21 protein-coding genes are annotated in these 20,948 nt (G+C 65.0%); 11 read left to right on the top strand and 10 right to left on the bottom strand.

Features of this window, described 5'->3' with window-relative positions:
* Positions 1-38: 38 nt before the first annotated feature.
* Together C0Z18_RS20720 and C0Z18_RS20725 are read right to left on the bottom strand one after the other, a co-directional pair.
* The gene (locus tag C0Z18_RS20720; protein ID WP_102647314.1) at positions 39-584 is read right to left on the bottom strand and encodes a hypothetical protein; all 546 of its coding nucleotides are present in this window, start codon (positions 582-584) and stop codon (positions 39-41) included.
* A gap of 121 nt (positions 585-705) precedes the next feature.
* Positions 706-1,206, bottom strand: coding sequence for a response regulator (locus C0Z18_RS20725; RefSeq protein WP_233217409.1), 501 nt, complete (start codon positions 1,204-1,206; stop codon positions 706-708).
* Positions 1,207-1,395: 189 nt separating this feature from the next.
* Here C0Z18_RS20725 and C0Z18_RS20730 point away from each other — a divergent pair, with 189 nt between their 5' ends.
* Positions 1,396-2,247, top strand: coding sequence for a MipA/OmpV family protein (locus C0Z18_RS20730; RefSeq protein WP_102647315.1), 852 nt, complete (start codon positions 1,396-1,398; stop codon positions 2,245-2,247).
* A 49-nt stretch (positions 2,248-2,296) separates the two neighbouring features.
* Here C0Z18_RS20730 and C0Z18_RS20735 read toward each other — a convergent pair whose 3' ends face one another.
* On the bottom strand, positions 2,297-2,767 hold the full coding sequence (locus C0Z18_RS20735) for a CBS domain-containing protein (RefSeq protein ID WP_102647316.1): 471 nt from the start codon (positions 2,765-2,767) through the stop codon (positions 2,297-2,299).
* 169 nt (positions 2,768-2,936) lie between these two features.
* Between C0Z18_RS20735 and C0Z18_RS20740 the strand changes: the two genes are divergently transcribed.
* On the top strand, positions 2,937-5,825 hold the full coding sequence (locus tag C0Z18_RS20740; protein ID WP_102647317.1) for an AMP-binding protein: 2,889 nt from the start codon (positions 2,937-2,939) through the stop codon (positions 5,823-5,825).
* A 31-nt stretch (positions 5,826-5,856) separates the two neighbouring features.
* Here C0Z18_RS20740 and C0Z18_RS20745 read toward each other — a convergent pair whose 3' ends face one another.
* Complete coding sequence (locus C0Z18_RS20745; RefSeq protein ID WP_408647082.1) at positions 5,857-7,353, bottom strand: PAS domain-containing sensor histidine kinase; 1,497 nt, start codon at positions 7,351-7,353, stop codon at positions 5,857-5,859.
* A 123-nt stretch (positions 7,354-7,476) separates the two neighbouring features.
* Between C0Z18_RS20745 and C0Z18_RS20750 the strand changes: the two genes are divergently transcribed.
* On the top strand, positions 7,477-7,974 hold the full coding sequence (locus C0Z18_RS20750; RefSeq protein ID WP_102647319.1) for a response regulator: 498 nt from the start codon (positions 7,477-7,479) through the stop codon (positions 7,972-7,974).
* A 75-nt stretch (positions 7,975-8,049) separates the two neighbouring features.
* Here C0Z18_RS20750 and ftsH read toward each other — a convergent pair whose 3' ends face one another.
* Positions 8,050-10,017 (bottom strand): ATP-dependent zinc metalloprotease FtsH, encoded by a 1,968-nt coding sequence (ftsH, locus tag C0Z18_RS20755; RefSeq protein ID WP_102647320.1) that lies wholly within the window; start codon positions 10,015-10,017, stop codon positions 8,050-8,052.
* 123 nt (positions 10,018-10,140) lie between these two features.
* Between ftsH and C0Z18_RS20760 the strand changes: the two genes are divergently transcribed.
* Positions 10,141-10,512 carry a hypothetical protein gene (locus C0Z18_RS20760; protein WP_102647321.1) on the top strand — a complete coding sequence of 124 codons (372 nt, stop codon included), beginning with the start codon at positions 10,141-10,143 and terminating at the stop codon, positions 10,510-10,512.
* Positions 10,513-10,543: 31 nt separating this feature from the next.
* Here the strand turns inward: C0Z18_RS20760 and C0Z18_RS20765 are convergent, their stop codons facing one another.
* From C0Z18_RS20765 to C0Z18_RS20775, 3 genes are all read right to left on the bottom strand, one after another.
* Entirely contained in the window at positions 10,544-11,011 is a 468-nt protein-coding gene (locus tag C0Z18_RS20765; protein ID WP_102647322.1) for a universal stress protein, read from the bottom strand.
* A gap of 84 nt (positions 11,012-11,095) precedes the next feature.
* Complete coding sequence (locus C0Z18_RS20770; RefSeq protein ID WP_146014060.1) at positions 11,096-11,533, bottom strand: carboxypeptidase regulatory-like domain-containing protein; 438 nt, start codon at positions 11,531-11,533, stop codon at positions 11,096-11,098.
* Between the two features lie 30 nt (positions 11,534-11,563).
* Positions 11,564-12,214, bottom strand: coding sequence for a BON domain-containing protein (locus tag C0Z18_RS20775; RefSeq protein WP_102647391.1), 651 nt, complete (start codon positions 12,212-12,214; stop codon positions 11,564-11,566).
* Positions 12,215-12,595: 381 nt separating this feature from the next.
* On the opposite strand from C0Z18_RS20775, the gene C0Z18_RS20785 reads away from it, so the two are divergent.
* Together C0Z18_RS20785 and C0Z18_RS20790 are read left to right on the top strand one after the other, a co-directional pair.
* The gene (locus tag C0Z18_RS20785) at positions 12,596-12,793 is read left to right on the top strand and encodes a hypothetical protein (protein ID WP_102647325.1); all 198 of its coding nucleotides are present in this window, start codon (positions 12,596-12,598) and stop codon (positions 12,791-12,793) included.
* 29 nt (positions 12,794-12,822) lie between these two features.
* Positions 12,823-14,226: an MBL fold metallo-hydrolase RNA specificity domain-containing protein gene (locus tag C0Z18_RS20790; RefSeq protein WP_102647326.1), complete on the top strand. Its 1,404-nt coding sequence runs from the start codon at positions 12,823-12,825 to the stop codon at positions 14,224-14,226.
* A 26-nt stretch (positions 14,227-14,252) separates the two neighbouring features.
* Here the strand turns inward: C0Z18_RS20790 and C0Z18_RS20795 are convergent, their stop codons facing one another.
* Complete coding sequence (locus C0Z18_RS20795; RefSeq protein WP_102647327.1) at positions 14,253-14,489, bottom strand: UDP-glucose 4-epimerase; 237 nt, start codon at positions 14,487-14,489, stop codon at positions 14,253-14,255.
* 60 nt (positions 14,490-14,549) lie between these two features.
* Positions 14,550-15,200 carry a BON domain-containing protein gene (locus C0Z18_RS20800; protein WP_102647392.1) on the bottom strand — a complete coding sequence of 217 codons (651 nt, stop codon included), beginning with the start codon at positions 15,198-15,200 and terminating at the stop codon, positions 14,550-14,552.
* A 261-nt stretch (positions 15,201-15,461) separates the two neighbouring features.
* Here C0Z18_RS20800 and C0Z18_RS20805 point away from each other — a divergent pair, with 261 nt between their 5' ends.
* The 5 genes from C0Z18_RS20805 to C0Z18_RS20825 all read left to right on the top strand — a co-directional run bounded on the left by C0Z18_RS20805 (position 15,462) and on the right by C0Z18_RS20825 (position 20,917).
* Entirely contained in the window at positions 15,462-16,301 is an 840-nt protein-coding gene (locus C0Z18_RS20805; protein WP_102647328.1) for a universal stress protein, read from the top strand.
* Positions 16,302-16,353: 52 nt separating this feature from the next.
* Positions 16,354-17,181: a universal stress protein gene (locus C0Z18_RS20810; protein ID WP_102647329.1), complete on the top strand. Its 828-nt coding sequence runs from the start codon at positions 16,354-16,356 to the stop codon at positions 17,179-17,181.
* Between the two features lie 359 nt (positions 17,182-17,540).
* Positions 17,541-19,709: a PAS domain S-box protein gene (locus tag C0Z18_RS20815; RefSeq protein ID WP_102647393.1), complete on the top strand. Its 2,169-nt coding sequence runs from the start codon at positions 17,541-17,543 to the stop codon at positions 19,707-19,709.
* A complete protein-coding gene (locus C0Z18_RS20820) occupies positions 19,706-20,353 on the top strand; it encodes a response regulator (protein ID WP_102647330.1) in 648 nt (215 codons plus the stop codon). The genes C0Z18_RS20815 and C0Z18_RS20820 overlap by 4 nt, the downstream gene beginning before the upstream one ends.
* 162 nt (positions 20,354-20,515) lie before the next feature.
* Positions 20,516-20,917, top strand: a complete 402-nt coding sequence (locus tag C0Z18_RS20825) for a response regulator transcription factor (RefSeq protein ID WP_102647331.1) — start codon at positions 20,516-20,518, stop codon at positions 20,915-20,917.
* Positions 20,918-20,948: the final 31 nt, after the last annotated feature.

Genomic DNA, 20,948 nt, shown 5'->3' on the forward strand with positions numbered 1-20,948 from the left:
ATGCGCCGTCGATCGACTTCGATTGACTTCGATCGATTTCAATCGTCGTCGTGCGGATAGGCCGGCTTATCGGGCGCCGCAAGCGTGCGATAAGGCAGCGCGTCGCTCGCGGGATCGGCGGTGGTATCGTCGATGACGCGCTCCACATCGGCCGTTTTCCGAAGCTCCGCCAAGAAAGCCTGCTTATCGAAATCGGGCGCCACACAGCCCTGCACATAGATGAACCGGCGCTGCAGCATCAGCCAGAGCGTGGTGTGCTCGCGCCAGTGGGTTGCCCGCTCGATGTTGGAGAGACGGCGGTTGACCGCCTCTTCGATGCCCTTGTCGTAGAGATAGCTATTCGACAATCGGCACCGCCCCTCCCACCAACAACTGTTGCCGCGTTCGATTCTGTAATGCGAATCGGCCAGCCACTCCTCGTCTGTTTGCAACGGACCGAGCGGTACCGGGCAACCCGGAATCGCGGTAGACACTTGAAAGAACGGGTCGTTGCCGTGATTCGCGCGCGGCGCTCCGGCCCAGGCCGAACCCGCTTGAACTGCGCAGGCAGCAACGACAGCACATGCACGCAACGAATGCCTCACGGTCTCCTCTCCTTGTTCGACGATCGCCGCGATTGGAGCACGCCCTAATTGCGCTGACAAGGTCCCGATGCCGGTCCGTCAGCGCACCCGCAAACGCGTAGGCATTCGGGGCGTCATCGGTTCAGAGCCCGGCGCATGGCGCGCCGCCGTAGGCATCGCCGAGATCGTCGGCGACGCGATGCGAGCCTTCGCTCGCGAATTCGAGCACGCGCAGGATCAGTTGCGGCGTCAACGGCTTCGCGCAGTGCGCGTCGAAGCCGGCCGCCCGCGCGCTGGCGCGGTCCTGCGACGACGCATAGCCCGTGCAGGCAATGAGCAGCATGTGCATCGTGGCGGAATCGGCGCGTAGCCGGCGCGCAACCTCGAGCCCGTCGAGGCCCGGCATGGCGATATCCAGAAGCACCGCGAACGGTTGCCAATCGCGCGCGATCGCGCACGCTTCATGCGGGTCGCTCGTCGCACGGCATTCGAAGCCGTCGGCGTCGAGCAAAAGTTGCAACGCTTCGGCCGCGTCGCGGTAGTCGTCCACGACGAGCACGCGGCGATGGTCGGCCATCGCCGGGCGAATCGTGCGCCAGAGCACGACATCGTCGCTCGGCTGGGCATTGTCGCGCTCGGTCACGTTCCCTCTCCCCGGTTGGTCTCGACGCAAACGCGAAACGATGCAAAATGCGCTCCCGCACGAGCATTCCGCGACAAAAAAAGGGCATGCAATTTGCTCCCAGGTCTGGCACGATTTGCTAGACCTCCTCTAACGGTCTCGGTACGCGTACCGGCATCGATAGCAATATCGAACGAGGAAAAAAAACCTATGTCGACTTCGCATGCTTCGCGCCTTGCCGCCGCAGGCGCGCTTTTCGCGGTTCTCGGCCCTGCGCCGGCGCACGCGCAAACGCCTTCGCCGCTCGCCGAATGGCAGTACTCCTCGGGCATCTTGCTCGAGCAGATGTTCGAACCGAAGCTGCCCACGTGGCGCATTCGCGTCGGCCCGTCCGCGAGTTTTCAACCGCGTTACGACGGCTCGGATCGTTACCACTGGATGGCCGGGCCCAGCGTCGATATCCGCTATCGCGACCGCTTCTTTCTATCGACCGGGGAAGGGCTCGGCATGAACGTACTCACGGGGCCGAACTGGCGCGTGGGGATCGGGGCCGCTTACGATTTGGGCCGGCGCGAGGCGGACGATCTCGGCCACTTGCAGGGCATGGGCAACATCAACCCCGCGCCTAGTCTCCGGCTGCTCGGCGAATACGCGATATCGAAATCGTTTCCGCTCGTGCTCCGAGCCGACTTGCGCCGCAATTTCGGCGGCGACAACGGCTGGATAGGCGATCTCGGCGCCTATATGCCGATGCCCGGCAGCTCGGAGAAGTTCGCTTGGTTCGCGGGGCCGACGATGACCATCGCCGATTCGCGCTATATGAATAGCTGGTTCGGCGTGAACGCGGGCCAGTCGGCACGCTCCGGCTATCGGCAATACGACGCGTCGCCCGGCATTCGCTCGATCGGGTTCGGCGTGTCGGCATCGTTGACGATAAGCAAGCATTGGATCGTCAGCGCCGACGGCGCATTCCAGCAACTCGTCGGCTCGGCCGCGCACAGTCCCATTACGCAAACGCGCGCATCGGGCGTGTTCGACCTAGCCGTGAACTACGAGTTTTGACAGCGAGGCCGACGGCGCCGGCGCAAGCGCACGCCGGCGCGCGAGCCTCTCATGCCGTCGGCAACGGCGATTGCACGCTGCCGGTGCGCTCGCGCTGACGTTCCGAGCGCACGACGGCCGCGAGCAACGCCCAGTCGCGTGCCATGGCATCGAGCACGTCGTCGAGCGATAAGATTCCGACGAGCGTGCCCGCTTGCCCCGTCACGGCAAGGCGCCGCACGCCGTGACTCGCCATCGTTTGCAGCGCGTCGCCGATATCGGCGCTCGCTTCGACCGATAGCACGTGCGTATGCATGATGTCGGCGACGAGCAGGTTTTCCGGGTCGCCGTCGAACACCACCGCCTTCACGACGATATCGCGGTCGGTGACGATGCCCACGACTCGGCCCCTGGGCGGCCCGTCCTCGGTCACGATCAGCGCACCGACATGCTGCTCGCGCATTTGTTTAGCCGCTTCCTTGACCGTGCAGGTCATCGGTACGTGAACGGTATGGGGACTGCGGAATTCCTCGACTTTCATCGACGCTCTCCTTAAGCGGGTGCCGGCTGTTCGCCGCATCGGCCCGTAACGGAAGATTGCGCCGAGTCACCATGCGCTTGCTTGACGCAGGTCAACGCACCTTGTCCTCGCTCCGGTCGAATACTCGAAGGCGAGCGCGCTTCGCGCTCGCATCGCTGACAGGTCGGCCATGAAAGACGAGCGGCTCGGCTCGGATATTCGCGAAGCCCGGCGCGCGGCCACCGCGCCTCGCCTGCTCGCGCTCGTGCGATCGCTGACCGGCGAGATGCGCGGCGATGGACGAGCCAGCCCGGAGCCGGCGTTGGACGCGCAACTCGAGCGCGATCTCGGCTTCGATAGTCTCGCGCGCTCCGAATTGTTCATACGTCTCGAAGCGGCATTCGGCGTGCGTCTTTCCGTCGATACGTTTGCACGCGCGACGAGCTTGCGCGATTTGCTCGACGCACTGATCGCACAAGGGTCATCGCCGGCCGCAACACTGCCGGGCTCCTCGCCGCAAGGCGGTGAGGCCGTCAAGATAGCGGCGGCGCAAACGCGGGAACGATCGACATCGGATGGACTCGATAGCCCGGCACATGCCCAAACGTTGACCGAGGCGCTGCATTGGCATGCCGATCTTCACCCGGAGCGGACCCACGTCATCCTCGTCGAGCCCGACGGGCAGACGCAGTCTCCGCTCGATTACGGTGCCCTGAGAGCAAGCGCCATGCGAAAGGCGGGCGGTTTGCGCGCGCTGGGCGTCGATCCGGGCGACACCGTGGCATTGATGCTGCCGACGAGCCTCGAGTATTTCGTGACATTCACCGCGATCTTGCTGTGCGGCGCGATCGCGGTACCCATCTATCCGCCGGCGCAGGCAACGCAACTCGAAGAGCACATCGAGCGGCACGCCGCGCTGCTCGAAAACGCGCAGGCGAAAGTACTCGTGACGTTCGATCGCGCGGAAACCGTCGGCCGTTTGCTGAAGGCGCGCGTCTCGACGATCCGTCACGTGCTCACGCCGGAGCGTATCGAAGCGCGCGAACTCGATACGATCGTCGCACGGCATGCCGGCGACATCGCCATGCTGCAATACACATCGGGCAGCACGGGGGCGCCGAAGGGGGTCATCCTTACGCACGGCAATCTGCTCGCGAATATCCGGGCAATGGGCGAGCGGATCGACGTGCGCGCCGACGACGTTCTCGTCAGTTGGCTGCCGCTGTATCACGACATGGGACTCATCGGCGCATGGCTCGCGCCGCTGTACTTCGGCATCACACTCGTCGTCACTTCGCCGCTCGCGTTCCTCGCGCGCCCCGCGCTGTGGCTGCAACTCGTGACGCGCTACCGAGGCACGCTGACGGCCGCGCCGAACTTCGCTTACGCGCGATGCGCGGCGCATCTGAGCGAAGCCGAATCGGCAGCGCTCGATCTATCGTCGTTGCGGTTCTCGTTCTGCGGCGCGGAGCCCGTCAGCGCGCCGACGTTGCGCGCGTTCGCCGAGCGCATGCGCGCTGCGCGATTCGATGCCCGCGCGCTCGCGCCCGTCTACGGTTTGGCCGAAAACACGTTGGCGCTGACGTTTCCGCCCGCGTCGCGCGGCATCGTAACCGACCGTATCCTGCGCACCGCGTTCGCGCAATCGGGTGAAGCCGTGCGCGCGCTGAACGGCGACGAATCGCTCGAGATCGTGGGCTGCGGCTTTGCGTTGTCGAATGCGCAAATCCGCATCGTCGATGAAAACGGCGGCTTACAGCCCGATCGCCGCGTCGGCCGAATCGAATTTCGCGGGCCGGCCGCCACGCAAGGCTATTACCGCAATCCCGAACGCACGACGGAACTCTTCGACGGCGATTGGCTCGATAGCGGCGACCTCGGCTATTTGGCCGACGGCGAGCTATACGTTACCGGCCGCAAGAAAGACCTCATCATCCGCGGCGGCCGGCACTTCTTCCCTTACGAACTCGAAGATGCCGTGGGGCGACTATCCGGCGTCACGCCGGGTGGAGTCGCCGCCTGCGGAGAAACCGACCCGGTCAGCGGCACGCAACGTTTGATCGTGTTCGTCGAAACGAGCGAAGCGGAGCAAGCGGCCCGTTCGCGCCTCATCGCCGAAGTCAACGCAACCGCGATTCGCTGTTTCGGCGCCCCGCCGGAGCGCATCGTACTCGCCCTGCCTCATACGATTCCGAAGACGCCGAGCGGCAAGATCCGGCACGCCGTCCTGCTCGAGCGCCATGCGCAAGGCGAGAAAACCGGCCGAGCGCTGGCCGGGGAACGGCAGGCTTGGCGGCAAGCGGCCACGACGCTCGCGGGCAGCATCGTTCCGTTTGCTCGCCGTTCCTTGGGCCACGGCTCAACCCTCGCGCGCGGGCTCTGGTGCTGGGCGGTGGTCGCGGCGCTGGCGCCCATCGTTTGGTTGCGCATTGCTTGGCGCGCGGATTTCGAGCGCAATTGGCGCGTCGCCGCTCATGCCTCGCGCATCGTGCTTCGCGCGGCGGGCATCCGCGTCGAGCTCGATCCCGGCACGCTACCGAATACGAGCGTCATCATCGCGGCGAATCACGCGAGCTATGTCGATGCCGTGATATTGATCGCGACGTTACCGCGCCCCGTGCATTTCGTCGCCAAGCGAGAATTGGCATCGCGGCCGTTCGTCGGACGCTTGCTGCGCGCGCTCGGCGTGCGGTTCGTCGAACGCACCGATTACCGGACGAGCCTCGACGACGAAGCGCGGCTCGTCGAGCGGGCGGCCGCCGACGAAACGCTGCTGTTCTTTCCCGAGGGTACGTTCGTGCGCGCAGCCGGACTGCGGCCGTTCCGTTTCGGCGCCTTTCGCGCGGCGTGCGTGGCCGGGCGTTCGATCGTGCCCGTCGCACTGAACGGCGCACGCGCGACACTACGCGACGGCGATTGGTTCGTGCGCGCGGGTGAGGTGCGGGTCGCCATCTTGCCCGCGATCGCGCCGGCGGGGAGCGACTTCAGTGCCATGGCGCTGTTGCGCTCGCAAGTACACGACGTCATCCTTGCCCACTGCGGAGAACCCGAAGTGACGCAATCGAGCACGCGGTATTGAGTATCGAGCACACCGCCGGCCGGCCCGGGCATCAGCGCGTGCCGGGCACCTCGACCGCTTCCCGGGGCACCGATAACCGTATCGCGAAGCCGCCGCCGGCCACGCTTCCGATCACGACCGTGCCGCCCAGCCTTCGTACGCGATCGCGGATGCCGGCCAATCCCGAGGGGCTCGGACGCCCTACGTGAGGATCGGTGGTATCGATGCCCGAGCCGTTGTCCGAGATCGCCACATCGCACATGGTGGAGGTGCAAATCAACTCGATCTCGACCGTCGTTGCACCGTGCGCGTGCCGCACGACGTTCGTCAGAGCCTCTTGCACGATGCGGAAGATCGCCGTGGACGCGGCATCGTTGAAGACGACGTCCTCGGCATTGCTTACGATGTCGATGCTCAGGCGCGAGCGCTGACGGAAGTCATCCACGAGCCATTCGAGCGCGGGCAACAAGCCGAGGTCGTCGAGCACCGCGGGCCGCAGACCGGCCGCGAGCCGCCGCACCGACGCAATGGCGTGATCGACCGCTTCGCGCATCGCCTGGGCACGAATACGCAACGCGTTTTGCTCGTCCTCACCGTGCGGCGCTTGGGCCGAACTAAACGCGGTCAAGTCCATCTTCAATGCGGTGAGTTGCTGCCCGAGATCGTCGTGCAATTCGCGCGCAATGCGTTTCTTTTCTTCTTCGCGGGTTGCTTCGATACGCGCGGCCAATTCGCTCGCGTATTCGAGTTGACGCAACTGATTGCGCTCGGTGATGTCGCGCACGACTTTGGCGAATCCCACCAATTCGCCCGACAGGCCGTATACGGCCGTCACGACGACGTTCGCGCAAAAGCGCGACCCGTCTTTACGCAGGCGCCACCCCTCCCGTTCGATACGTCCGTACGCGGCGGCATCCGCCAATTCGCGCTCGGGCTCCCGCGCCGAGATCCCTTCGATCGGATAAAAGCGGGAGAAATGCCGGCCGATGATTTCCGCGGCATGAAAGCCGAGCACACGTGTCGCGCCGCCGTTCCAACTCGTCACCTGGCCCTGCGGATTGAGCATGAAGATCGCATCCTCGACCGCATCCATGAGCCGCCGCATGCGCTCCTCGCTTTGCCGCAGTTGCTCCTCCGTGCGCCTGCGCTCGGTCAAATCGCGCGTGATCTTGGCGAACCCGAGCAGTTCGCCGTCCTTATCGCGCAGCGCGGTAATGACGACGTTGGCCCAAAAGCGCGAGCCGTCCTTGCGCACGCGCCAGCCCTCGTCCTCCCACCGCCCTAGCTCCGCCGCGCGGCGCAGCTCCTCGGCCGGATAGCCTCGCGCCGCGACTTCCTCCGGGTAAAACACCGAGAAATGACGCCCGATGATTTCCTCGGCGCGGTAGCCCTTGATCCGCTCGGCGCCCGCGTTCCACGTCGCGATCCGGCCCTTCGCATCGAGCAGAAAGATCGCGTAGTCCTTGATGGCATTGACCATCACGCGGTAGCGGTCCTCGGGCGAGATGCGGGCGAGGGAAGGAACGTCGCCATGCCCATTCGATGGTATCGGCTCACTAGTCACGGACCGCCCCTGATTTGAGGAATGCACGAACGATACGTCAGTCTAGCGCTCGCGACCGATTGCCGCCATCCGGCGATGCAAACGTTTGCTCCGAACGCCGTGTAAGGCATGTCCGACAAGCCCTTACAAAAACGCACAAGAATCAAATCCATGGCTGATTTTCACGGGTTACCGTTTCCCGGACACTGCAAGCGTGAACCGGAAGAGTTGGTTGTGATCATGAAGGTATTACTTGTAGAGGACTACGCGCCGATCCGCGAACGCTTATGCGACCTCGTTCGGACCGTTCCCGGCGCCCATATCGTGGCCGAAGCCGATGAGCCGTCGTTGGCGCTCGCCGCCATCCAGGCGAGCGATCCCGCGGTGGTCATTATCGATTTGCAATTGAAAGCCGGCACGAGCGGCCTGACGATATTGAAATGGGTGCGGCAGCATCGGCCCGGTATCGAAGTCATCGTCCTGAGCAATTCGGCGTACGCGCAAATGCGCAAGTTGTGCTTGGAGCTCGGTGCCCGGCTCTTCTTGGACAAAGCAAGCGAGTTCGCCCAATTGCGTGGCGCGCTGATCGAGTTGGCAGAGCGCTTCGCCCCGCCGCCGTTATCTTGAAGTGGGAGGCACCGGGCACGGTGCATTTCGCATAGCTTTCCGTCTGCTATCGATTTGCCTTCGTCCCCAATAGCCTCAATGCGCCGCGGTATGCGGCGCGGTATCGGGCGCTTTTTCGTGCGCCGCGCCGGGCTCGGGATCGGCTCGCCCGACCGGCGGCGCAGGCCGGTCGCTCGGCGGCACCGCGGCTGAACTCGTCGCGCACGCGCCCGGCAGTTCGCCCTCGATCAACTGCAAGAGCGTCTCGTGGTCCAGGACCTCGCATTCGAGCAGCCGCCGGGCGATCCTCTCGAGCGGCGCGCGCCGCTCGCGCAGCGTACGTTCGACGCGCTCGTGCGCCTCGCGCAACAGCCGCCTGACCTCCTCGTCCACGAGCCGGGCCGTGCTCTCGCTGTAGCGCGTGCCGTCGCCCGGGACGGGATACGTCGTCGAACCGAGCGTGGTCAGCCCCAACCGTTCGCTCATGCCGTAACGCTCCACCATATGGCGCGCCATGGCGGTCGCGCGATCGAGATCGTTCTCGGCGCCCGTCGATACGTCGCCGAACATGATTTCTTCGGCCACCCGGCCGCCGAGCAGTGCGTCGAGCCGGTCGAGCAGCTCGCTCTTGCGCAGCACATAGCGGTCTTCGGTCGGCACTTGCTGCGTGTAGCCGAGCGCGGCCACGCCGCGCGGAATGATCGACACCTTCTTCACGGGATCGCAATGCGCCCGGCTTTGGGCGACCAAGGCATGGCCGGCTTCGTGGTGCGCGATGATGACCTTCTCTTGTGCGTTCATGACCCGGCTCTTGCGCTCCATGCCGGCCATCGCGCGGTCGATCGCCTCGTCGAAGTCGGACATCTCCACGGCCGGCTTCTCGAGTTCGGCCGCATGCAACGCGGCTTCATTGACGACGTTCGCCAAATCGGCGCCGACGAACCCGGGCGTGCGCGAAGCAAGCTCGGCCAAATCGACGTCGGGCGCGAGCTTGACGTGCTTCACATGGACCGACAAGATTTGCCGCCGCCCGACAAGGTCGGGGCGGTCGATCGCGATATGGCGATCGAAACGCCCGGGCCGAAGCAGCGCGGGATCGAGGATTTCCGGGCGGTTGGTCGCCGCCATGATGATGACGCCCGAGTTCGGCTGAAAGCCGTCCATTTCGACGAGCAGTTGATTGAGCGTTTGTTCGCGCTCGTCGTTGCCCGAACTGACGCCCGCGCCGCGCACCTTGCCGAGCGCATCGAGCTCGTCGATGAACACGATGCAAGGCGCCTTTTGCTGCGCTTGCTCGAATAGATCGCGCACCCGCGCGGCGCCGACGCCTACGAACATTTCGACGAACGCCGAGCCGCTGATCGAGAAGAACGGCACCGACGCCTCGCCGGCCACGGCCTTGGCCAGCAACGTCTTGCCGGTCCCCGGCGCGCCGACGATCAGCACGCCTTTCGGAATCTTGCCGCCGAGCCGGCGGTAACGCTCCGAGTTGCGCAAGAATTCGACGATCTGCCGCAATTCGGCTTTCGCCTCGTCGATGCCGGCAATGTCGTCGAACGTCACGCCCGTCTCCTTTTGCACGTAGACGCGCGGCTTACTCTTGCCGACACCCATGAAGTCCTGCATCGCCCCGCCTCCCCCGCGCCGCATCAGCAAACTCCAGACGAAGAAGAACGCCATCACGGGCACGATCCAAGAAAGCAGCGTTCCCATCCACGTGCTATCGCTCGCGCCTCGATAGCGGATACCCGCCTGGGCCAACTCATCGGTCAGACGATCGTCGGCTACCCGCGTGGTCGTAAAGCGCCAAGGCGATCCTTGCGCTTGCAGCGCCTTCGCGGCCGAGGCCGGCAGCAAGGCGCTCGCGCCGGGCATGCGCACGGTACCGGTGATCTGCGTCGGCGTGATCTCGAGGTCGTCGACTTGACGCGCGGCGACCAAACGGCGGAAGTCGCTGTAGTCCACCGGCTGGGCCGGCGCGCGCAGGGTGAGCAATTGAAAAGCGATCAGCACGAGCAAGCTGACCGTAAGCAATGTGCTGACCAAATCGTTCTTGCGGTCCATGGCGGCGATTAGGGCAAAGCCAAATTTTCACTGTACGCGGCACCGCAACGCGTGGATTGACACATATCAAATGCGCGAAAAGAGCGCTAATCTAGAGTGAAATCGTCACCGAAGGAGGTCACGATGCAACAGGTTCATCATTTCCATCCGGAATTGCGGCACGCGACGAAGCCCACCTACGTCGCCAGCTACGTGTTTCCCCTGCTGTTCGTCGTGTATGAGGTTTATCGCGTCGGCTATTGGATCGCCATGCACGGCGTCGATTTTTCCAATTACCACTCGATGGGTTACGAGTATCTGCTGATGATCGCGATATTCGTCGTGCAAGTCGTGGCCGAGGCGGCGTTTCTCGCCGTCGCGTGGCTCGGCCGGCATCCCGATCTCGAGCACCGGCTCACGAATCTGGCGATGGGCTTGCTCTGCTCGCTGATCGTGCTGGGCTTCGATTACGGACTGCAAACCGCATTTCGAAGCGCAGCCACGTCGTTGAATTGAAGGCGTGAATCGAAGCGGTGATCGAAGCCGGCTATGCCGGCTGCTCCGCCTCGGGCTCGGCGCGCACGAGCATCACCGGGCACGTCGAAAACCGCAGGAATCGCTCGGACACGCTGCCGAGCACGAGCCTAGGCACGCCGCGCCGGCCGTGCGTGCCCATGACGACGAGATCGGCACCGATATGCTCCGCGTGGCGTTGCAGGCAGGTGGCGACGTCGTCGGCCATGCTTTCCGTCTCGACCATTTCCTCTTCGCCTTGGACGCCGCCCGCCACGAGCGCGGCGTGCACCTGGCCGAGCGCCGAGCGGCCGTCGCCGCGTAAGGCGTCGAGCAACGCTTGCGGGTCGTAGTATCCGCCGTAGTTGAATAGCGCCGATTTGTCGACGACATAGACCGCATGAATCTTCGCGTGCGCGAGCGCCGCGAGTCGCAGCGCTTCCTCGATCGCGCGTTTGGACGATGAGCTGCCGTCCACGGCGAGCATGATATTGCGATACATGGTGTTTCTCCTTGTCGTCGACTTAGATACGTTGCACGTCGCGCTCCGGGACGCAGCGCGTGACGGCTCCAGGGTTGCTGCAATTCATTGCGCTTTCAGGTGTAGATCGAGCCGGGCCGTTCCATGCGCAGGCACGACGACCGTATGCGTCACGCTCGCCTGGCCGCTCGTCGCGCTCACGCGGTAATGCCCGGCCGACAAGCGCACGAGCAAGATCGGCCCGTCCGTGCGCGCCGAAAACACGGGCTTTCCGGCCGCGGAGGCGATCGCCACGTCGACGTCCGACAGATATTCGCCGCCCGCTCCGGCCACCATCACGCGCAAACTGTATTGCGCGGCCATCTTGTTCATGGCCGCGACCTCGTCTTCGCCGATGCCGCCGCTCACATACGCGATGCCGTGCTGCATCAAGACCGACGGCTCCGTCGGCGTCGCGTCCGTTTGCGCCATCACGCCCGTGGCGCAGAGCAGCGCCGCTGCCGCGCCCAGGCCCGCCGCCGCCATTCGATATCGCTTCGACATAATCTATACGCTCCGTTGTGCAGCACTGCCTTACTCGACCGTCAACCGGTCGACCACTTCGCGCACGCCGCGCGTTGCCCATGCGACGCCTTCGGCGGCCCGCTTCTCGGCGAGCGAATGGACGGCGCCGGAGAGCGTCACGACGCCGTCGCGCACCTCGATGTTCATGCGTTGCGCGTCCGCGCGGGCCCGGCGCTTGAGTGCGCCCGCGATCTTCGCCTCGACGTCGGCCGCATCCGCATCGGAGCGAACCTCGATCCGGTTGACGATCCCCAAGACGCCGCGCAGACGCCCCACCGCGATTTCCGCCGCGCGGCGTTGATAGCCCCACTCGAGCGTGCCGCTCAGCGTGAGACAGCCGCGATCGGCTTTGACGCTGATCGCCCCGGGCGGCAAGCCGTCGGTGGCGTCGAGCACGGCCGTGGCCGAGGCGGCGATCGCCTCGTCGGCACGCGTTTGCTCGGCCGGGGGCGAGATATCGAGCCGAACGGCGAATGCCCGCACGCCATCCACGCGCTGCACCGCTTTTTCCACGGCGATCTTGTGCGCATAGCTCGGCACCGTGCCGGTCAGCGTCGCCAAGCGATCGTGGACGGCGACCTCGATGCCGCGCTCGTCGACGGCGGGGTCCCATTGCAACTCTTCGACTATGTCTTGCCGCAGTTCATCGTCGGACTTCATCGACATGCTCCGTCACAGTGGGGGATTGGGTCGGCCAATCGCCGCTATCGAAACGATCGAACGTCGGCAAGCGCTTGGCCACCTCCATAGCATCGCTCAGCGGCGCGCGGGCGCATTGATTCCGATCAAGCTCAGCGCGCCGGCGGCGGGTGAAGATGGCAACCATCGGCCGCGCGCCCAAGCTCGAGATACCCGACATGCCGCCCCTTTGTAGGCAAATGCCGACAACGACACCCGCCCGCCTACGCGAAGTTCGGCAGGAACTTATTTGCAAGGCCCGGCGCTCGACCAATACTGCAGACATCGGATACCGCATCCGTTCAGCCGGGCCCCAACCGAATACCGCCCGGCTCGCGACGAAACGCCATACGGAGAACCGCCATGTCGAGCCAAGCTACGAAACAAACCACGGACGCCGTCGACGACGTGCTCGAACTCGCGCGCAATGCGGGCTTGCTCGTGACGCTCGACGGCCAGATCGGGCGGGAGAAGTACCAGAGCGTCGCCGGCTCGCTGACCTCGTTCATGCGGTTCGTCGACGCGCTGCGTGAAACGCTCGTTGCCGACGTGCCTATCTAATCGCTTTTATCGGAAGGAGCCGCCCCCCTATGCGACTGACCTTTCTCGGCGCAACCGAGACAGTGACCGGCTCCAGATACTTGCTCGAAGGCGCAGGCCAGCGGATCTTGATCGATTGCGGCCTGTTTCAAGGCACGAAGAACTTGCGGTTGCGCAACTGGGCGCCGCCCCCGCTGGACCCGGCCTCGCTCGACGCCGTCATCCTCACCCACGCCCACATCGACCACAGCGGCTATCTGCCCGTGCTCGTGCGCATGGGCTACAAAGGACCGATCTACGCGACACCGGGCACGCGCGACCTGTGCGGCATCATGTTGCGCGATGCCGCAAAGCTGCAAGAGGAAGAAGCCGAGTACGCTAACCGGCACGGCTTTTCGAAACACCGTCCCGCCCTGCCGCTCTATACGCTCGAGGATGCCGAGCGCGCGCTCGAGCTGATCGTCCCGCATCCGTTCGACACGCCCATGCTGCTCGGCGATCACGCGGGTTTCCGCTTGCTCCCCGCAGGACATATCCTCGGCGCCGCGAGCGTCGTCTTCCACATGTGCGGCAAGGTCATCGTGTTCACCGGCGACATCGGCCGGCCGAACGATCCGATCATGCGGCCGCCCGCGCCGCTCGCGTCGGCCGATTATCTGGTCGTGGAATCGACCTACGGCGACCGGTTGCACGACACGGCCGATCCGCTCGACGAACTCGAGGCGCTGTTCATCCGCACGTTCAAGCACGGCGGCGTCGTCGTCATCCCGAGCTTTGCCGTCGGGCGGGCGCAGTCGATTTTGCGTTACATCTCGATCCTGAAGTCCACCGGACGGATGGCCAACGTCCCGGTGTTCCTCGACAGTCCGATGGCGGTCAGCGTGACCGAACTGTATCGTCGCCGTCTCAGCGAGCATCGCTTGACGATCTCCGAGGCGGATGCGATCGGCCGGGCAGCCGTCATGGTCCGCACGGTGGATCAATCCAAGGAGATATCCGGCCGGCGCGGGCCGATGGTCATCATCGCCGGCAGCGGCATGGCTACCGGCGGCCGCGTCCTGCACCACCTGAAAGCGTTCGCCCCCGACTCGCGCAACGCCATCGCGCTCGTGGGCTACCAAGCGGCGGGCACGCGGGGCGCCGCGCTCGCCGAGCATTCGCCGACGATCAAGCTGCATGGCGAATACGTGCCCGTACGCGCGGCGGTCGAATCCATTTCGTCGCTCTCGGCCCACGCGGATTACGCCGAATTGCTCGAATGGCTCGGCAAGATGCCGGGCGCGCCGAAGCGCACCTTCATTACGCACGGCGAACCCGCGGCAGCCGATGCGCTGCGCCGGCGCATCGCCGAGCAACTGCATTGGCGCTGCGAGGTGCCGACCTACCTCGAAACGGTCGAACTCGACGAAGCGCCGCTCCCACCCCTCGACGAGCACCGCGCATCCGCCGCCTAGGGGCACGCGCCCGTGCCACGCGGGCTTCAAAAATCGAAGCCTTGCGCCATCTTATGGTCGATCCACATCATGCCTTCGCGCAGGGCGGCCAGCAGCGCCTCGCGTTCGACCCGATGCCGGACGGCATGTTTGAACTCGTGTTCGAATTCGCCGCACGCGCCGCTATGCGCGACGCGTACGGTGCAGGCATAGCCGTCGGGCGCGGACGCGGTATGCGCGGACACATGCCAGCCCGGCCCTTCGATTGATCCGGAAAGCGCCATGGCATCGGCTCCTCGATAAAGTGTCGCAGACCCGGGGGTCGTTGAACTGCCGCGGCGCCCTCAGCCGATATCCAAATCGTCGATCACCGCGTGCACGCCCGGGGCAGACCAAGCGGCGCCGCGCGCCGCCGAACGTTCGGCATACGAGCCCACCTTCCCCTTGAGCGTCACCGTCCCGTCGCGTACGTCGATTCGGATGTGCTTCGCCTCGCGCTCCGCATGGCGCTGCAACGCACGTTCGATTTTTTCGGCGATATCCTGCGCGGCTTTGCCGCCGGCCACCGAAATCAAGTTCGATACGCCCGTGACGCCGCGCATATGACTCACCGTGCGCGTCGCCAGGTGGCTCAAGTGCGGGCTCGCCACTTCGCCGCTCAGCGTCACCCAGCCCTTCTCCACTTGCACTTTGACGGCCTCTTCAGACAGACCCACGGTCCAGCGCAACATCGCGCGTACCGCGCTCGCCGTATCTTCGTCGGTGCGCTGATCGCCGCTGGGCAACCGCACCACCATTTCCACTACCACGGCCTTGACGCCGGCCACGCGCTGAGCCGCTTTTTCGGCGGCGATTTTCTCGGCATAGCTCGACGGATGCCCGAGCAGCGTCACCACGCGCTCCTTGACCTCGACGCCGATGTCGGCCGCATTCACCGCGGGATCGTAATCGAGTTCCTCTTCGACTTCCTGCTTCAATTGCCTATCCGTTTTCATCACGCGCTCCTTGCGTTTCGAAAAAAGATCGCCTCGATACTCGTGCGATCGCATGAGATCGATACTGCCGCGCCGGGCGCATTCGCCTCTGACTTGGGTCAAGTTTCGGCGCGATGGATGCAAGGCGAGCGCGAGCGCCCCGCTCGATCGATTGACTTGCGTCAAGCCGCCATCGATCGCCATGCCTACACTCGAAGTCACTCGTCATGACGCCGCGCGTGAACGCGCCGAGCGTCGCGGCCATTCTTCGGAGCGAGCGCAATGAGCTACAAAAGTCTTCTCGTCCACCTCGATACGAGCCAAGCCGCGCAGCGGCGACTGGAGTTCGCGTTTCGCCTCGCGCAGCGGTTCGACGCCCGCTTGAGCGCGATCCTCACGCTCACCCGGCCGGAAATCGGCTCGTTTTACGTCATGGCCGGCTCCGCCGAGTTTCTTGCCGAACACGAGCGCGTGAGCCAGGAGCAACGCGAACTGCTCGAACGCGCGTTCAAGGCCGAGGCGGCCCGCACGGGCGTGCAAGGCGACTGGCGCGTCACGACGGCGTACGCCAACGAAGTCGTACCCGCGGCCGCCCGCTTCGCCGATTTGGTCATCGCAGGCCAATTCGATCCGAACGACCCCGAGTCGCTCGTGGCCAATCAATTTCTCGAGCACCTCATTCTCGATTCCGGCCGGCCCGTGCTCGTCGTGCCCTATGTCGGCACGTTCGCATCGTTCGGCACGCATGTGGTGCTCGCCTGGGATCAAAGCCGGGAAGCCGCACGCGCCGTCGCGGATGCCCTGCCGATCGTTAGGACCGCGAAGCAAACCACGATCGTCACGCTCGGCGCGCCAGGCGGCGAGCCGCCCGGCAGCCGGCTGCCCGGCGCCGACATCGCCGCGGTGATCGCCCGGCACGGCGCCGCGGTCGCGGTGGACGAGATGGCGGCAACGTCGGCCGGCGCGGTCGGGGAGGCGCTGCTCTCGCACGCGGCCGACCTGAGCGCGGATTTGCTCGTCATGGGCTGCTACGGCCATGCGCGCTGGCGCGAACTGGTGCTGGGCGGTGCGTCGCGCACCGTATTGAGGTCGATGACGATACCGGTGCTGATGTCGCACTGACCGGACCGCCACACGCTAGGCCACACGCATCGAAAAGGAATAGGAAACCGCCATGAGCTACAAAACCTTGCTCGTCCATGTCGACGACAGCGCCCGCAGCGAAGCGCGCACCGCATTCGCCTGCGACCTCGCGCTGAAATACGGCGCGCATCTGATCGGCCTTTACGTCGTTTGCCAGGAGGTACTGCGTCCGCTCGTAACGGGCCAGGAAAGCCTCGACCTCGGCGCGAACGAAGCGCGCCACGCGCAGCGCATGAACGACGCGCAAGCTAGATTCACGGCGCAGGCCCAACGCGCCGGCTGCCCGTTCGAATGGCGCGCGCCGAGCGGGCCGTCGGTCGAAACGGCCGTGCTGCACGCGCGGCATGCGGATCTGCTCGTCTTCGGGCAAGAAGACCCCGAAGATTCCGCCACGCATATCGCGCGCTATTTCGTCGAGGACGTGATCATGAGCGCAGGGCGCCCCGCGATCGTGATGCCGCACGCGGGACGTGTGGCCACGTTCGGCGAAAGCGTGCTCGTCGCTTGGGACGGCGGACGCGAAGCCGCGCGCGCCCTCGCCGACGCGGTGCCGATACTGAAACGGGCACGGTTCGTGACCGTCGTATCGGTCAGCAAACGGCCCGAGGATTCGACGGCCGAGGAAATCGACGTCGCCGCCTATTTGGAGCGGCACGGCGTTCGCGCGAGCTTTGCTAGCGTTCCCCGCCAGAGCGGCATGGGGACGGGTGCGACCTTGCTCAATCAGCTCAGCGATCGTCATGCCGATCTGCTCGTGATGGGCGCCTATGGGCATGCCCGCGCACGCGAGCGCGTGTTGGGCGGCGTGACGCACACGCTCTTTGAAACGATGACGGTACCGGTCTTCATGTCGCATTAGCCGCTTTTGCACATTCGCCACGCTTCGTCCCATTCCGGGAACGCGCAGGCCAAGCCCACCGCGAGCCGGTCAATCGCTTGCCCGCGGCTCGGGCTCCCTGCGCGATCGTTTGCGCCCGCCATCGTGCGGGCGTCTTTTTTTTCTCTGATCTATTCTGTTAAAACACGCAAAGCAATCGGGCCCGCCGCTCGCTACAGGGCACCGAAGTACGTGAATACCCGCGCCATTGGCATCCGAGCACGAATCGAGGACAATTTGTCAGAAGTCTGCGGGTTGGCGCGCCGTGCGCTCGCAGATTCGTTTTTTGGCCCCGCCCGTCGCCCGCACGGTGCGGGAACGCGATGACCCGCAGGATGCGCATGCCCGTAGCCGGAACTCCGTCCCCCTCCGCCAAGCCGGCCGGCAAGCACGGCAAGCCTGGCGCGCCACTGCGCGGCCCTCTGCTCGCGGCCGCAGTCACGGCGTTCATCGTATTCGCCTCGTCGCTCGTGGCCGCATGGATCGTGCGCGACCACTTGCTCCACGTCGCGGAGTCGACGTTCAATGCGCGCGCCTCGCACGTCGATTCCGATATCCGGCGCGAATTGCTGCTTTGCACGCAATTGCTGCGCGGCGCGAGCGGCTTCGTCGTCGCGCAAGCGCAATCGTCGGGGGACGGCGCGCCCTCGCCCGACGCTTGGGATCGCTACGTCTCGCGCCTCGATCTCGACGACGCGCCGCCATGCGTGCGCTCCCTCGGCTATGCCGAGGCCACCGCGATCGCACCCTCGCCGGCTGCAGCGGCAAGCGGCGCGCTCGCGCATACGACGCTGATGTGGCCGCCGCGCGGCGACGGATTGGAAGGCAACGATATCGGCGTGAGCGACGAGACGCGCGCCGCGCTGATCCGCGCGGCCAACAGCGGCCAGGTCGCCATGTCGATCCGGCCGCTACCGCACGAAAGCACGCTCGAAACGGAATCGACCGAAAGCCAGACACGCGCACGGGTGGACCTGCTCTTACCGGTGTACCGCAGCGCGCCGCCGCCGGCGCTCGTCGCGGCTCGGCGCGCTTCGCTCATGGGCTTCACCGTCGCACGCCTGGACACGGAGTACTTGTTCGCAAGCGTCGCCGCGCATGAGCCGCGCATGGGGCTGCATGTCGCGGGCGGAGAGCCGTCGATGCTGCTTTATCCGCCAGGCATCCCCGTCGGCGCCCAATACGCCGGCCGGCCCCGATTCCAGCGCACCGATACGCTGCACTTCGGCGGCGAAGCGCTCTCGGTCACGTTTGCCACGAGCGATCCCGCCCTCGTGGCGTCGGCCGAATTCAGCGGCAGCGCCATTGCCGCCGCGGGCTTCGGCGCCGCGCTCGCGGCTGGCGCCGCGGTGTTCGTCTTCGTGCGCAAACGGGGCATGACGCTTGCGGAAGCAGGCATGGCGCGATCGCGCGCCTCGCAGGACGAAGCCAGGTTGATGGCCATCATTCGCTCCTCGGGCGAAGCGATCGTCACCACCGACGAACAACAGCGCATCGTCATGTTCAATCCCGCCGCCGAGCAAGTGTTTCGCTGTTCGGCGATGGAAGCGATCGGCGCTCCGATCGACCGTTTCATTCCGGAGCGCTTCCGCGAGGCGCATCGTAAATACGTCGAGCGATTCGGCGAGACGGGTGTGACCGAGCGCAGGATGGGAAGGCAGCAACCCGTTCTCGTCGGCCTGCGCGCCGACGGCGAGGAGTTTCCGATCGAAGCGTCGATTGCGCAGATTCACGACGCGCAAGGCAAGCTCTACACCGTGATGCTGCGCGATGTGACCGAACGCATGCGCGCCGAAGATGCCCTGAAGGCCTCGCGCCAAGAGTTGCGCGCCCTCTCGGCGAACTTGCAGAGCGTGCGCGAGGACGAGAAAACCCGTATCGCGCGCGAGTTGCACGACGACCTCGGCCAGCAACTCACGGCCTTGAAGATGGATCTGTCCGCGGTCGAGCAGTCGCTCGGAGAAATGCCGAGCGCCCCGCCGCCCGTGCTCGCCCAATTGCACGGGATGCGCCGCCTCATCGATTCCACGGTCGGCTCGGTGCGCCGCATCGCCGCCGACTTGCGTCCGGTCATGCTCGACGATCTCGGCCTCATGCCCGCCATCGACTGGCTGCTGACCGATTTCACGACCCGCTACGGGATCGAAATCGAGCGACGGGTCGAGCCGGGCGGCGTGCAGTTCTCGCGCAACGGCGCGACGACCGTCTTTCGAATCATTCAGGAAGCGCTCACGAACGTGGCAAGACACGCGGAGGCGACACAAGTTCGCATTACGCTCGTCGTCGAAGACGACCATTGCGTCGTATCCGTCGCCGATAACGGCCGCGGCGCATCGGGCGCGGTCCGCAACGAGCGACCCGGGGACAAATCGTTTGGCCTGCTGGGTATTCGCGAGCGCGTGCACATCCTGGGCGGTTCGGTTTCCATCGATACCGCCGTGAAAAAAGGCTTCACGTTGAAGGTGCGAATCCCGCTCGCCGCAATACAACAGGAAGAGGCGCTGCCATGACCAAAGTACTATTAGCAGACGACCACACGCTGGTGCGTGACGGCTTGCGTCACATTCTCGAAGGCACGAGCGGGTTCGAAGTCGTGGGAGAAGCCTACGACGGACCGACCACGATTTCCCTCGTACGCAACACGCCGGCGGACGTTCTCGTGCTCGACCTGTCGATGCCGGGACGCAACGGCATCGAACTCGTCAAGCAGATCAAGGAAGAGCTGCCCGCGCTGCGCGTACTGGTGCTGACGATGCACGCGGAACAGCAATACGCCGTGCGCGCGTTCAAGGCGGGGGCATCGGGATATCTCACGAAAGAAAGCGCCAGTAAAGAACTCGTTTCGGCGTTGACCAAGATTTCGGCGGGCGGCGTCTACGTGAGCCTATCGATGGCCGAGCGGCTCGCGCAAAGCCTGAACGAACCGACCGACATGCTGCCGCACCAGCGGCTGTCCGACCGTGAATTCGACGTTTTCCGCCGCATCGCATCGGGCCAGACGATCAGCGAGATCGCCAACGAATTGTGCGTCAGCGCGAAAACGGTCAGCACCTATAAAACGCGCATTCTCGAAAAAATGCAGATGCCGCACGAAGCGGCCTTGGTGCGCTACGCGATTCAGCACAAGCTGTTCGAGGACAGCGAAGACTTGTAACGAAAGGTAACGTCGCAACAGGCCCGGAGTGCATCGAAAGGCCGTCGCGCGGGGCGGCGGCCTCGCTTGTAGGCGCCGCCCTACAAGCGAGTTCGCCGTCACCTACAACCAATTCCTACCGAACCGATTTTTATTTCATAAAGCGCTGACGATACTGTTCGCATGGAATCGAACAACCGGTCACCGCTAAAAGTATTCGTCGTCGACGAGTCGACCCTCGTGCGCGATCGTTTGGCCATGCATATCGGGCCCAATGGCGCCGCGCGCATCGTAGGGGAGGCCGAGGACGTCGAAACCGCGCTAAAAGGCATCGAGGACACCGACGCCGAAGCCGTCATCCTCGATCTGCGCTTGATCGACAGCAACGGGATGGACCTGCTCCACGCGTTGCGAGATCGTACGGATCCGATCGTGACGATCGTGCTGACGAACTACGCGTCACCCGTGTTTCGCGAGGCGAGCGTCATCGCCGGCGCCGATTATTTCTTCGACAAAACGACCGAATTCGATCTGGCGATGGAGACGATCGCGCGCCTGGCACGCGAAAAATTCGACGGCGCTTAAGTAGACCGGCGATTCGTTCCGACGCGCGGTC

The sequence above is a fragment of the Trinickia dabaoshanensis genome (assembly GCF_002879885.1).
GTDB classification, from domain to species: Bacteria; Pseudomonadota; Gammaproteobacteria; order Burkholderiales; family Burkholderiaceae; genus Trinickia; species Trinickia dabaoshanensis.

Coding starts and splice junctions, on each gene's coding strand:
- C0Z18_RS20815 (WP_102647393.1), top strand. CDS start 17,541: ATGCCCGTAGCCGGAACTCCGTCCCCCTCCGCCAAGCCGGCCGGCAAG.
- C0Z18_RS20775 (WP_102647391.1), bottom strand. CDS start 12,214: ATGAAGTCCGACGATGAACTGCGGCAAGACATAGTCGAAGAGTTGCAA.
- C0Z18_RS20800 (WP_102647392.1), bottom strand. CDS start 15,200: ATGAAAACGGATAGGCAATTGAAGCAGGAAGTCGAAGAGGAACTCGAT.
- ftsH (WP_102647320.1), bottom strand. CDS start 10,017: ATGGACCGCAAGAACGATTTGGTCAGCACATTGCTTACGGTCAGCTTG.
- C0Z18_RS20805 (WP_102647328.1), top strand. CDS start 15,462: ATGAGCTACAAAAGTCTTCTCGTCCACCTCGATACGAGCCAAGCCGCG.
- C0Z18_RS20750 (WP_102647319.1), top strand. CDS start 7,477: ATGTCCGACAAGCCCTTACAAAAACGCACAAGAATCAAATCCATGGCT.
- C0Z18_RS20810 (WP_102647329.1), top strand. CDS start 16,354: ATGAGCTACAAAACCTTGCTCGTCCATGTCGACGACAGCGCCCGCAGC.
- C0Z18_RS20735 (WP_102647316.1), bottom strand. CDS start 2,767: ATGAAAGTCGAGGAATTCCGCAGTCCCCATACCGTTCACGTACCGATG.
- C0Z18_RS20785 (WP_102647325.1), top strand. CDS start 12,596: ATGTCGAGCCAAGCTACGAAACAAACCACGGACGCCGTCGACGACGTG.
- C0Z18_RS20820 (WP_102647330.1), top strand. CDS start 19,706: ATGACCAAAGTACTATTAGCAGACGACCACACGCTGGTGCGTGACGGC.
- C0Z18_RS20740 (WP_102647317.1), top strand. CDS start 2,937: ATGAAAGACGAGCGGCTCGGCTCGGATATTCGCGAAGCCCGGCGCGCG.
- C0Z18_RS20825 (WP_102647331.1), top strand. CDS start 20,516: ATGGAATCGAACAACCGGTCACCGCTAAAAGTATTCGTCGTCGACGAG.
- C0Z18_RS20760 (WP_102647321.1), top strand. CDS start 10,141: ATGCAACAGGTTCATCATTTCCATCCGGAATTGCGGCACGCGACGAAG.
- C0Z18_RS20795 (WP_102647327.1), bottom strand. CDS start 14,489: ATGGCGCTTTCCGGATCAATCGAAGGGCCGGGCTGGCATGTGTCCGCG.
- C0Z18_RS20730 (WP_102647315.1), top strand. CDS start 1,396: ATGTCGACTTCGCATGCTTCGCGCCTTGCCGCCGCAGGCGCGCTTTTC.
- C0Z18_RS20765 (WP_102647322.1), bottom strand. CDS start 11,011: ATGTATCGCAATATCATGCTCGCCGTGGACGGCAGCTCATCGTCCAAA.
- C0Z18_RS20790 (WP_102647326.1), top strand. CDS start 12,823: ATGCGACTGACCTTTCTCGGCGCAACCGAGACAGTGACCGGCTCCAGA.
- C0Z18_RS20770 (WP_146014060.1), bottom strand. CDS start 11,533: ATGTCGAAGCGATATCGAATGGCGGCGGCGGGCCTGGGCGCGGCAGCG.